Origin of the sequence: Paraglaciecola arctica BSs20135, from assembly GCF_000314995.1 — a bacterium.
GTDB lineage: Bacteria > Pseudomonadota > Gammaproteobacteria > Enterobacterales > Alteromonadaceae > Paraglaciecola > Paraglaciecola arctica.
In genome coordinates this window covers 23,909-36,779 of record NZ_BAEO01000027.1, presented here as the reverse complement: position 1 = coordinate 36,779, position 12,871 = coordinate 23,909, and the positions used below count along the sequence as shown (strand labels likewise).

Annotated in this window: 8 protein-coding genes; 4 read left to right on the top strand and 4 right to left on the bottom strand. The window is 40.4% G+C overall.

Translation table 11 applies throughout. From position 1 onward, the window contains the following. Positions 1-118 precede the first annotated feature (118 nt). The 4 genes from GARC_RS09415 (at position 119) to GARC_RS09395 (ending at position 7,504) form a co-directional block, all read left to right on the top strand. Positions 119-3,142: a TonB-dependent receptor gene (locus tag GARC_RS09415; RefSeq protein ID WP_039989265.1), complete on the top strand. Its 3,024-nt coding sequence runs from the start codon at positions 119-121 to the stop codon at positions 3,140-3,142. Positions 3,143-3,381: 239 nt separating this feature from the next. After that, a complete protein-coding gene (locus GARC_RS09410; RefSeq protein WP_226989090.1) occupies positions 3,382-5,202 on the top strand; it encodes a glycoside hydrolase family 3 protein in 1,821 nt (606 codons plus the stop codon). A gap of 9 nt (positions 5,203-5,211) precedes the next feature. After that, entirely contained in the window at positions 5,212-6,204 is a 993-nt protein-coding gene (locus tag GARC_RS09405; protein WP_007619228.1) for an acyltransferase family protein, read from the top strand. Positions 6,205-6,655: 451 nt separating this feature from the next. Beyond that, positions 6,656-7,504 (top strand): MurR/RpiR family transcriptional regulator, encoded by an 849-nt coding sequence (locus GARC_RS09395; RefSeq protein ID WP_007619226.1) that lies wholly within the window; start codon positions 6,656-6,658, stop codon positions 7,502-7,504. Here the strand turns inward: GARC_RS09395 and GARC_RS09390 are convergent. From GARC_RS09390 to GARC_RS09375, 4 genes are all read right to left on the bottom strand, one after another. Next, on the bottom strand, positions 7,501-8,676 hold the full coding sequence (locus tag GARC_RS09390; protein ID WP_456095259.1) for an exo-beta-N-acetylmuramidase NamZ family protein: 1,176 nt from the start codon (positions 8,674-8,676) through the stop codon (positions 7,501-7,503). The genes GARC_RS09395 and GARC_RS09390 overlap by 4 nt on opposite strands. Positions 8,677-8,685: 9 nt before the next feature. Beyond that, positions 8,686-9,609 (bottom strand): N-acetylmuramic acid 6-phosphate etherase, encoded by a 924-nt coding sequence (gene murQ, locus GARC_RS09385; RefSeq protein ID WP_039989263.1) that lies wholly within the window; start codon positions 9,607-9,609, stop codon positions 8,686-8,688. Positions 9,610-9,679: 70 nt separating this feature from the next. Further along, the gene (locus GARC_RS09380) at positions 9,680-11,260 is read right to left on the bottom strand and encodes a sodium:solute symporter (RefSeq protein WP_007619219.1); all 1,581 of its coding nucleotides are present in this window, start codon (positions 11,258-11,260) and stop codon (positions 9,680-9,682) included. Between the two features lie 108 nt (positions 11,261-11,368). Beyond that, a complete protein-coding gene (locus GARC_RS09375; protein ID WP_007619212.1) occupies positions 11,369-12,745 on the bottom strand; it encodes a Na+/H+ antiporter NhaC family protein in 1,377 nt (458 codons plus the stop codon). Positions 12,746-12,871: the final 126 nt, after the last annotated feature.

The window sequence follows — 12,871 nt, the reverse complement described above, 5'->3', positions numbered from 1 at the left end:
AGGTATTATTTGTTAAATGAAGGGGCTCTTAGTAAAACTTAGAGTAGCATACGTAAAACGGAACGAAATAAGTAAGAAAGCCGTTAAAAGCATAATTAAAAAATATCAGGTGGAACACATGTCAACACAACACAAAAGTTTTTTGAAAAGGCGCATACATCAAGCGATTCGAAGAGCATGGAATGCTCCAGCCGTATCCATTACAGCCGTCATGCTGACAGGTGCTCTAATGAGTTCTCCGGCACTTGCCCAACAGTCCGGTAGTATAAAGGGTAAGGTGAGTACCGAAATTGCAGGTGTTACCATTGCAGGCGTTACGGTGACTGCATCGAGTAATGTCATGCCTAAGCCACGTACAGTTACAACAAAAGCAGACGGTAGTTACAATCTTTCTGCATTATTACCCGGCAAATATACACTTACCTTTACGTCTGCTGATGGCACTGTCCGTCAAACAGACGTTGAAGTATTACTTAATCAGTCTTCTAGCATTAACGTGGCATTCGAAGCACCACCTATTAGTGACGTTGAAGTTATATATATTACCAGCTCAAAAGTCATTAGGGATGGCGACTCATCTCTAACGAATTCCCTTAGTCAAGAAACAGTGTCTAAAATCCCCTCGGGTCAAAGCTATCGCGATTTATTAGCCATTATTCCCGGTGTTCAATATTCAGAAAATGGCGTTCTAGGACCTTCAGCAGGTGGTTCTGGTCGTGATAATAAATACGGGTTTGACGGCGTAGATATCTCCCTGCCTATGTTTGGTAATCTGTCGTCAGAGCCATCAACTCATGATGTCGCTTATGTAACCATCGATAGAGGCGGCGCAAAAGCTATTGGTTTTAACCGTTCTGGCGGTTTAAGCATTAACACAACATCAAAATCTGGTACCAATGACTTCCACGCCAATGTTGAATACCGTACTCAACCTAAAAGCTTATACGCTGACAAAGATGGTACCGATAATACTAAATACGATACCAACAAAACATGGATCACTACTAGTATTAGTGGGCCATTAATCGAAGATGAATTGTTTTTCTACGGCTCTTACTTTCGCCCTGAAACAAAAAGAACCAATAAAGAAACGGCTTACGGCTCCGTAAAAGATAACGACTCAAAACGTGATGAATTTTTTGGTAAGTTAACTTGGGCGCCAACCGATGATTTATTATTTAACCTAAGTGCACGTAACTCAGATAAGGAAAAAGTAGGCGATTCCGTAGGCGCTTTAGACCAAGATTCCACTTCAGAAGGTTCATATAGCAAGATAGGAATTTATGCGTTTGAAGGGACTTATTTAGTTAATGATGATACAGAACTATCCTTTCAATACAGCAAATACGAAGATAAGGGTTCTACTCGAGCTGATACATTATTGCCAGATGTTATCCCGCGAATTGGAGACAGCTTGGACCTTACTAAACTGGACCAATTAGGGCTATTTCGTGTTCCTACTATTCAAGATGATGATGCTGTAGCCCTAGGTTATGATAACGACGCGGCTCAAGTGCTAATTGATAACTATGGTTTTCTGAATGATGACAATGTTAGAGCGGGTGGCGGTAGCATTGGCGCTGACAATACTATTGATAGCGTAGAATACTACAGGGATAGTTTTGAAATAAAATTAGACCATGACACTGAAATAGCTGGTATGGAACACAGTATCCATGCTGGCTTTCAATGGAAAGAAAATAAGGAAGTGTTGGCACGCTTTTCTAACGGCTGGGGAAGTATTAGTTTTATAGGTGGCTCACCCACTGACGATTTTGACGGTGAGACACCGGTTTATTATTCTGCATCAGTAGAACAAATGAGCCTAAGAGATAGTAGTGGTGAAGCAGTTCCTGCTATTACTTCAATTTCAGAAAACTACAATTTTGAAATTAATGACACTATCACCCATGGCGACTTTACGTACAATGTTGGTGTGTTAATCAGCAAAGATATTTTGTATGGACAAGGTCTAAAAGAAAATAGCAACAATGTATCTGGTTATGAATTAGCGCCAGGCCATAAATACAAAATGTATGAAGTTGATTTTGCAGATATGATCCAACCGCGTCTAGGTATTATTTGGGCTTATAACGATGAAGATACTGTGTTTGCAAATTACTCCAGTTATAACCCTGATGTGTCATCACTTGCCAGAGCGGCATCTTGGGCTCGGAATACGAGAAGAAGTAAAAACGTCTATTTTGATGAAAATGGCGCGTATCTTGGTGATACCGATGCAGCAGGTTCATCTGGTAAATTTTTCCAGCCTAATATGAAGCCACGTCGCACAGATGAAATCACTATAGGTGCAACTAAAGCTATTTCTAACGAATTATTATTACGTACCCATGTTCGTCAACGTACAGCTAAACATGCATGGGAAGATACGCCGAATAACGCTCGTTTAGCAGGCGACTATACAAGTCCTTTCGGTGGTGTTCCAGCGCATATAGCCGACAAAGGTCTATATATAGAAAATCTACAAGCATACCGTGACGAGGTGGGCGGCTCTTCCTACGTTGTTGCCGATTTAGATGGCGCTGAAAATAAGTATTATGAATTTAGTGTTGAAGGTGAGTACGCTGGAGACAATTCTTATCTAAATGTTTCTTATGTATGGAGCCATTATTACGGGAACTACGATCAAGATATTACCAGTGCTAGTTCAGACGCTAACTTATTTGTTGGCTCTTCTAACTTGGGAGATGGCAATGGTCGACAATTATGGGACGGTAAATACGGTAAGTTAAACGGCGATAGGCCGCATATTCTCAAAGCGATGGGCTATTATACCACCGATTGGAATGCAGACATTGGCTTTAACTTTGTTTACCAATCTGGTGATGTATGGGAAGCATGGGATGGTACAGCATATGGATTTGGTAGCTCAACTATTCGTTATTCAGAGCCTGCTGGTAGCCGACGTGAGCCTAGCCACTGGCAATTGGATGCAAACTATACCCAGAACTTCGATATAACAGATGATTTAGTCATGAAGTTTACAGCTGAAGTGTACAATATCTTTGATAAGCAAACGGGTTATAACTATGACCCCTATGTTTCAAATGATACTTTTGGTGAGGCTAAAAACTCGATCACACCTCGCAGGGTTCAGTTGACAGTGAATATTGGTTTTTAGTAGTAAAGAAGGTCATTTAAACTGTTTATAGATAAAATCCTCGCTAATGCGGGGATTTTTTATATTTAATCATAAATATAAAATTCAACATTTGTGATTTATATGTAATAATTTATTTTTGCAAATAAGTCTGCTACATTGCTAATAAAGCGGATCCATAAGTTTGAATAAGTAGTAAAAGCATGTTAATAAAAATACCCCATACAGTGATCAAAACTTCAATCTTCTTAGCTCTGTTAATGAGTACATCTTGCGCTGTAAAAACAAAAGAAGATCCTTTATTAAAACAATCAGTCGCCCAAAAATTGATGATAGATCTGCGCTATTTTTGTGAGGATGCTGATACCGCAGAAACTTGCCGAACTCCTTTAATCGAATTGCTGCCACCTTTAGTCGATATGATTGCTGATACAGGCATAGGTGGGGTTATTTTGTTTGCTGAAAATTTACAAGACATTAGCCAAATACTGACCCTCAACTATGCCTTACAACAAGCCGCTAAGGCTGCAGGCCACCCTCCCCTGTTTATTGCTATCGATCAAGAAGGCGGCCGCGTAGTACGTATACCACAAAATTTGGGCACCTCATTTGCTGGTAATATGGCCATTGGCGCAACCTATGCCAAACACGGAGGCAAGTTTGCTCGTGAAAGTGGCGAGATCATGGCCAAAGAATTAATGTCACTGGGATTTAACCTTAATTTTGCGCCAACTGTGGATGTGAACGTTAATCCACTTAATCCGGTGATCAATGTACGTTCATACGGCGAAGAAGCTAAGGTAGTAGCTGAACTTGGCAGAGTACAACTCGCAGCCATGCAAAGCCAAGGCATGTTGGCGACCTTAAAACACTTCCCTGGCCACGGTGATACTAGCGTAGATAGCCATACCGGCTTACCACGGGTGGATCATGATTTACTGCAAATTGAAAATTCTGATTTATTACCTTTTTCCTATGCTATCGAGCATGACTCACCCGCGATGATCATGACCGCGCACATTCAATATCCAGAATTAGACAATACAGAATTTACTAACAAAGAGGGCGAAGCGAGTATTTTGCCGGCAACCATGTCACGGAAAATATTAACGGATTTGTTGCGTAACAAAATGGGTTTTAAAGGCGTCATAGTAACCGACGCCTTAAATATGGCAGGCATAGCCCATTATTTTGATCAAACCGAAGCGGTGATTAAAACATTTGCAGCCGGAGCAGATATTGCCTTAATGCCCCTCACTATTAGGCGTCCAGCAGATATTAAAGATCTGAATAAACTCATTGATGACGTGGTTAGAGCCGTGCACAAAGGGCGTTTAAGTCGCCAAGAAATAGTAGAATCTGCGCAACGAATTGAGCAGGCCAAGAGCCAGTATCAGCTTGCTCAAGGCAATGCTTTACCTCTAGAACAGGCTATAGAACAAGCCCAAAATACCTTAGGCAGCAAACAACATCGTCAGGTAGAACAAGCATTAGCCAACAGTACTATTGTGCAAATCAAAAACAATAACGTACTGCCGGTTAGTAACAAGGTAAATAATATTCATTTAAGTATGCCAGACACCACTAAATGTATGGCTTTAACCTTTGCTCTTAAAACGCGACTACCTGCTGTGCATATTAGCTGTAGTAGTTTAGCCAGTAGTAATACCACTGCCAATCTTGCGTTATTTGAACAAGCAGATGTGTTGATCGCTGCAGATATCTCGCCAAACCAAAGTTTAGCTGAATTGGGTGGTATGGATGATATTCAATCCTGGCGTCAAAGAACCCCAAAGGAATTACAACTAAGCCAACAATTGGCGCAACTGCAAGCGGCCAAAACACAAGGTAAAACCACCATTTTTATAAGTCTGCGTACCCCTTATAATGTTGGATTGTTTGCTGAGTATGCAGACGTAATATTGGCAAGCTTTGCTTATAACTTGAATAAAACTGAATATATGGACGATTATGGACGCTTCATCACCCAATATAATGGCGCAATCTATAATGCCTTAGCAGATGTTATTACTGGAAAAATAATCGCAACGGGTAGTTTGCCGGTTTCTATCGAACTATAAGAGTCAATTATGATGTTAGCCACAGCAATAAGATCACACTGCCAAGCTATCTTAGGTCAACAGCCTGGTAATCGTTTACTTGCCTTAGACGTGTTTCGTGGCATTACTATTACCGCCATGATTTTGGTAAACAACCCAGGTAGTTGGCAACATATATACGGACCAATGCGCCATGCCCAGTGGCATGGATGGACATTGACGGATCTGATTTTTCCGTTCTTTATCTTTATTGTTGGAGTATCTATTCAGCTGTCTGGTCAGCGTATGCTGGCTAGTGGCACCAGCCGTTCTAGCATCATAAAACAAGCATTACTCAGAACCTTTAAGTTAGTTTTACTTGGTTGGTTTTTAGCCTTATTTTATTATGATTTTGGCGCTGAACATTATAACTGGGTTGAACAGAGACTACTGAACATACGTTTTATGGGAGTGCTACAGCGTATTGCGGTAGTCTATTTCATCTGCGTTTTGATGTGGTTGTTTTTATCAAAACGTGGCCTATTGGTGAGTTTTGTTGGGATCTTGCTACTTTATTGGTTAGCGTTAGCCGCTATTCCTTATTACGACAACGCAGGCAACTCATATAGTGGTTTACTTGAATTTGGTAATAACCTGAGTGCCTGGTTAGATTCATGGTTATTTGCTGCGCCGCATCTTTATTATTCATCTGCGACGCCCTTTGCCTTTGATCCTGAAGGCATACTTAGTACCCTGCCTGCGGTTGCCAGTGGCATTTCAGGTATGTTAGTGGGTTATCTACTCACTCAGTCATCACTAAATACCCGTAACAAAACCATAGTACTTCTTGTCTTGGGTAGTATTGGTGTGCTGCTGGGTGAGTTGTGGCACGGTTATTTTCCCATCAACAAAGCCCTTTGGACCTCGAGTTATGTACTGCTTACCAGCGCCTATGCATGTTTAGTGTTAGCGAGTTTGATTTTTATCTTAGATAGCAAAAAAAATCACTTATTGGAGTGCTCCCTTTGTGGTTTTTGGTGCTAACAGTATCGCCTTTTTTATGTTCGCTGGTGTGGTCGCACGTTTATTAATTATGTGGCCTATTGGTGAAACATCCCTAAAAACTTGGTTGTTTGTGCATGTTTTCCGGCCCTTGTTTGGGTCCCTAAATGGCTCTTTGCTGTTTGCGTTAAGCTTTCTAGTTTTGTCTTATATATTTATGTATTGGCTTTATCGGAAACGCATATTTTGGAAAGTGTAGAGTTATAACAGGTTAAAAAAACTCGCATTTCAATGCCTTGAATAAATGTAAAACTTTATACAACTAAAAAATTATACATAATATGAATAATTAGAATAGTAATGTTTTTGAAGGCACATATTAATGTTTAAAACAGGCTTTAACGCTAGATTAATGTTTATTTTCGTTTATTAATCAAGTTTCTTTGGGTTACACTTACAATTAATTTGAAGCTAAAATAATTTATGAGTTTTCATGTCTACCTTTACTAAAATAAAAGCCTTAAAAGGGTCGTTGTCGAGCAGCGAGTTAAAGCTAGCCAAATTTGCCTTAGGCTCATCTAATGCTATTCGCGAACTATCTTCTCAAGAATTAGCTAATGTGGTTGGGGTAAGCCAATCAAGTGTAGTAAAGTTTGCTCAGAAACTCGGTTATAAAGGTTATCCAGCTTTTAAATTGGGTATTATTGATGCGGTGAATACCGTACCAACCAGTAACACCTTGCACGGAAAAATAAACATCAATGACAGTTTTAGCCAGATGTCCGATAAATTGCTCAGCAGTAAAGTTTCAGTATTAAATGAAACCCAAAAATTAAATGATGAAAAAGCCTTTTTAGCGGCAGTAGAGATATTGAAGTCATCCAAACGCATTTTGATTTGTGGTTTGGGCGGTTCTGCTTTGGTGGGTAAGGATTTTTCGTATAAATTGCAAAAGTTAGGTATTTTAGCAATTGAAGAACCAGACGCCCATGTGCAACTTGCATTTGCCAGTACTTTGTCTGACAACGACTTAGTCTTTGCTATTAGTGAGTCTGGAAGCACCAAAGAAATTATTAATGTAGTAAGCCAAGCCAAAAAGAATCATTGCAAAGTTATTTCTATTACTCGTTATGGTAGCAACCCCATTTCGGATCTGGCAGATGTAAAACTCTATTCTATTGCTGATGAAGAATCTGCACGTTTATCATCAATATTAGCCCGAACAGCACAAGAGTTTATTATTGATATTCTGTTTATTGCCATCACCCAATCATCTCGCCAAGGTCGTCAAACCTTAGAAAAAACTAATTCAGTTGTTGCTGAATATAGACGGACGTCTTAATAGTCTGGATACAATAGATACGCTTTACGTTGCTGTTTAAAGGCTTGCAAGTTGGATTGCCACGCGGCCTTTATCTGCTCTGCACTTTGCCCTTGTTCAATAGCTAAGCGTAAGGAATCTGTGCCAGCTAATTTATCCATAAAATTGGCTCGCTCAAAAAAGTCATAACCCGCGCTTTTGAATTGCTGATAAGCATAAATAAACCCATCTAAGTTCAGCCCCTCAATGTTACTTTGGCGTAGATCCTTCCCAAACAATAATTGGTTTTCAAGTTTAGGATGTAAGGCAGCTCCGGGCGTTGCAATGGGGGTGAACTCAAAGTCTCCTAGTGGCACCGAGTCATGCCCCATCACTTGGAATGGAAACGCCGTTCCACGGCCAATACTTACAGGTGTGGCTTCAAAAAAACACAATGATGGATATAACTGAATAGCTTGGCTATTGGGTAAATTAGGGCTGGGTGCCACAGGCAAAGTATAGGGTAATTCGCGACCATAGTGATTGTTAGCTATGGTGATGAGATCTAAGGATGCCGCTTTATTTATCCAAGCTTCTCCTTTTATCATTAAGGCCAACTCGGCTAACGTCATACCGTGGAGTACGGGGATAGGGTGCATACCAACAAAAGATTGAAACTCAGCTTCTAATATCGGCCCATCAACAAATTTTCCGTTGGGATTGGGGCGATCAAAAACAATAAACTGGGTGTTGGACTCTGCTGCCGCTTCCATCATGTAGTGCATTGAACTGATGAAGGTATAAAACCTTACGCCAACATCTTGAATGTCGAAAATGACAACATCCACTTCATCCATTATAAATTTTTCAGGCTTTTTATTTTTTCCATAAATAGATGTAATGGCAATACCTGTAACAGGGTCGATAGCATTTTTCACCTGAGCACCAGCATCATGGTCGCCTCTAAAGCCATGTTCTGGTGCAAAAATACGCACTACATTTACCTGCTTTGACAACAAATAGTCAAGCAAGTGTTGGTTGTTAACCCGCGAGGACTGATTAACCACCAGAGCCACTTTTTTATTCTGCAGTAGAGGTAAATATAACTCTCCACGCTGAGCGCCTACTTGAATAGCTTGGGGAGTCTGCAAGCTGGAGCAAGCTGTTATCGCCATAATCAATGTAAGTAAAACTACTTTAAGTAAGAATGACATATTCATTGGTTATTGAGCTCTGCTTTGAACTGCTTTGCGCAAAAAGCCCTGGTGTTGCTTCAATAGGTCGGCCGCTTGAATGGCACTGGTATCTGTTAATACCATTAAAACAGCTAATTTGGCTTCATTACCAGCTTCTTTTAAAGCTTGTGTAGCGGTTTCCTCATCACAGTCCGTGGCCTGCATAACTATTAATAAGGCTCGAGCATACAGTTTGGCATTGCTGGCACTCACATCAACCATTAGGTTTTGGTAAGTTTTACCAATTCTGATCATGCTGGCGGTGCTCAACATATTTAAGATGAGTTTTTGTGCAGTTCCCGATTTCATGCGGGTTGAGCCGGTGAGAATTTCAGCTCCTACTGCGGCACAAATATCAATGTCTGCTTCTTTGGCAATAGCAGAATTGGGGTTGCAACTAACTGACACTGACGTCGCCCCTATTTCTCTCGCGTATCTTAATGCAGAAATGACATAAGGCGTACGCCCACTAGCCGCAATGCCCACAACAACATCATTAGCCTTCAAATTTATTGCGGCTAAATCAATAATTGCCGCTTCTTCGTTATCTTCAGCTCCCTCAACCGCTCGCTTTATGGCTTTTTCTCCACCAGCTATAATACCAACTACCATGTTTTCAGTGACACTAAAGGTTGGCATACATTCAACCGCATCAAGAATGCCTAAACGGCCACTGGTACCGGCGCCAATGTAAATTAATCGACCTTGATTTTGAAAAGCCGCAACTATAGAGTCGACCGCTTTGGCGATATTAGGTAAGGCAGGTTTTATTGCTTGAGCTACTTTCTGATCTTCCTCATTAATTTTTTGTAATATTGCTTCAGTTGACAACAAATCAATGTCTAAAGTGCTGCTGTTACGCGACTCTGACAAGATAGAATGGAGCTCATTTAAAAGAAGGTTTTGAGTCATTGTATTTTCACATTTCTTTTTTGATTAATGTACATAAGCAATATTGGTGTGTTTTATATACCAATTTGCGTTAGTTATCTTGTACTAATTCTGTTTGTTCTGTTTGGCTAGCCCCGCTAATACAGATCAAAAAGGCTGCAGCACTACCTATACATAGCTGCCAAGTAAACCCTAGATCAAACAACCATGCCTTGGGTAGAATTAATGCCATTACATAAGGTTGGAAAAATAGTGTCAGCATAAAGCCCCCTAATAAAGCGGCTAATACTGTTTTTTGATTGCCCCGCTGGGTGAATAACACAGTAAAATAAACACCCAATAATCCACTGTAGGAAAACACCATCACACTAAGCGCAAATTGCAACAGCGGCATATCCGAATGTTGTTGCCAGAAATAACACAAACAAGCCATGGCACTTAGCGCAAGCGCAACCACCAACATGCCTATTCTGCCGGCTTTTACAAAATGAAGATCATTCACCTTTTGTTTACGACGCAGTAACCAAGGTCGATACAAATCTTGCACCATGACAGATGACATAGAATTTAACCCTGAGTTTAAGGTCGAAAGCGCCGCCGCGATTATCCCCACAGTCACCAAGGCCTTTACACCAGCAGGTATTTCATTTAGCACATAATACATAAAGATAGTGACTGACTCGCCTTTAAAGCTTGGCACCACTGCGTTAGCTAAACCGTTGTTCATGATGTCGGGACGGTCATAAAATATAAACAACAATAAGCCGATTGAGATAAATATCAGCATCACTGGAATAACCATGATCACTGAGTACAACATTGCTTTGCTGCCCTCTTTAGCGTTTTTGCAGGTCAATACTCGTTGCGTCATATCTTGATCTAAACCAAAAGCGGCAATATTGAGCAGCACAAAACCGGTGATCACCGACCAAAAGTTAAATACACCTTTAGAGCTAAAATCCAGGTCAAAATGGAAAAACGTCAGTTTAGACTCAGCTCCTGAACCGGGATCGGATAAAGCTTGTAAAATAGTGCTGAAATCAGCAGGTATAGCGGCATAAAGAAAATAGACTACGGCCATAGCCGCGCCCACGTATATGCCACATTGTAATACATCGCTATAAATGACAGAACGAATACCGCCATAAACCGTATACAACAATCCACAACTTGAAATAATAAATACCGCGATAACAACATTCATGGCGGCGATATCACCAAACAAGATCATCGAAATGGCAATAGCTGCCATATATAAACGCGCACCACTGGCAAACACTCGTCCAAATAAATACATTAAACCAGAGTACTGCTTGGCTTTTGCTCCAAAGCGTTTTTCTAGTAATTCGTAAACAGTGTAGACATTGAGTTGGTAAAAACGAGGAATAAGAAAATAGGATACAAATAGCGCTGCGATAAAGGCGCCTAGATTGGAACTGAGATAGGAAAAATCACCACGATAACCTTGATCAGGGCCACCTAAAAAGGTCGCGGCAGATTGAGATGTTGCCAAAACTGAAATGGCAACAACCCAAACGGGCATGGAATTTCCACCCAGAAAGTAATCTTGGCTGTTAGCCGATTTGCGACTAAAAAACCAACCAGAACCTAATAACACTAAACCATAAATGGCAAATACCAGCCAATCTAAGCCCGTGTATTGTTCTAACATAGGGTTCTCATTTATTTCTCAATATGAATAATTCAAGAATATATTATTCACTAAATATTGTATACAAAGAAATAAAAATTTATTAGTGAACAGCTAAAAAACTGCTACTTAACCTATCATCACATAGCTGGCTATGATGTAAGCAATGATACTCAAGACACCGCCAAACAATGCATAAGGCATTTGTGTTTTAACATGTGTGAGTATATCGCATCCAGCTGCTATCGAAGAAATAGCGGTAGTATCAGAAATGGGTGAACAATGATCACCAAATACACCACCACCAAGTATCGCAGCAATAACCAAGGAAGGCGGCAAACCTAAAGTTTGTATTAACGGCACACCAATAGGCACTAAAATAGCGAAGGTTCCCCAAGATGTACCTGTGGTAAAGGACATAATACCACCGGCAATAAATAACATTGGAGCAACTAAAACTAAAGGTAAGTAATCACCAACTAACCCTGCAACAAACACACCTGTACCCAAGGTTTTTAAACTAGCCCCTAAAGTCAGTGATAATAATACAATTGTGACCACAGGCAATAATTCACCAATGCCTTTAAAACCAAGTTGCACAACTTCATGATGAGTGTAGCGTTTGTGCCATACCAATAACAAATAAGCGACAACACAAGCTAAGAAGGTTGAATAAAGTACCGACTTAGTACCGCTGCCTTGAATTAAATTACCCTGACCTGTCCACAGCATAAAAGCGATCATACCGAAGATCATGACAGCCAAAGGTAGCAACATAAAACGCGCTTTTGTAGGAGCCGCACTTTCTAATTCATGGCTTGATGTTTTGCATAATTTCTCAGCCTCTAACATCGGCCCATGTACTTTGTCTTTGGCAATTGTATAAGCGACCACTAATAGCGTGATGATGGCGTAGAAATTTAGAGGAATAGTACCCACAAGTATACTGACTGGCGTTTCAGCTAATTCATAATTGCTGAGTAAGCCTAATACTAGGGCTCCCCAGCCATTGAGCAGTATTAAAATACACACAGGGGCACTAGTGCTATCGATAATATAAGCTAGGCGTGCTCGACTCATTTTGTATTTATCAAATAAGCCTCGGGCCAAAATGCCTGCAGTCAATACACTTAAATTTGATTCAATAAACACCGCAATACCGGTGAACATGGTTAGTGCGCCCACCTGCCTTTTACTTTTTCCTATGCCTTTGCTAACTAATAAATTAACCGTTGCTGCCACGCCTCCAGAGTCTCTAATAAATGCCAACAAAGCACCAACCAGCAAGCTGAAAAGTAAAACCCGTGCATTACCGGGACTACTGACGACATTTACAATTTGTTCAATGGTGTTGATTGGGGTAAGCCACATTGATGTATCTGGTGACGCAAATAGACCAATAAACTCAGAGCTTAAAATAGCTAAAAATAGTGCGAGGATGACCTCTTTTTTCCAAAAAACCACCACAATAGCGACTATGGGGGGGATGATTGAATAGATATCCATTTGTATTCCTGTTTAATGCAATTTAATGCTTGTTATTATTAGTCGTGCTTTCATGGAAATTAAGGTAAAAAATCTTTATTACAATACCAGCATTATCTAGCTAAAAAATGAAATAAATTATTCCAC

Coding starts and splice junctions, on each gene's coding strand:
- GARC_RS09380 (WP_007619219.1), bottom strand. CDS start 11,260: ATGTTAGAACAATACACGGGCTTAGATTGGCTGGTATTTGCCATTTAT.
- GARC_RS09410 (WP_226989090.1), top strand. CDS start 3,382: ATGAGTACATCTTGCGCTGTAAAAACAAAAGAAGATCCTTTATTAAAA.
- GARC_RS09395 (WP_007619226.1), top strand. CDS start 6,656: ATGTCTACCTTTACTAAAATAAAAGCCTTAAAAGGGTCGTTGTCGAGC.
- GARC_RS09375 (WP_007619212.1), bottom strand. CDS start 12,745: ATGGATATCTATTCAATCATCCCCCCCATAGTCGCTATTGTGGTGGTT.
- GARC_RS09415 (WP_039989265.1), top strand. CDS start 119: ATGTCAACACAACACAAAAGTTTTTTGAAAAGGCGCATACATCAAGCG.
- GARC_RS09390 (WP_456095259.1), bottom strand. CDS start 8,676: ATGTCATTCTTACTTAAAGTAGTTTTACTTACATTGATTATGGCGATA.
- murQ (WP_039989263.1), bottom strand. CDS start 9,609: ATGACTCAAAACCTTCTTTTAAATGAGCTCCATTCTATCTTGTCAGAG.
- GARC_RS09405 (WP_007619228.1), top strand. CDS start 5,212: ATGATGTTAGCCACAGCAATAAGATCACACTGCCAAGCTATCTTAGGT.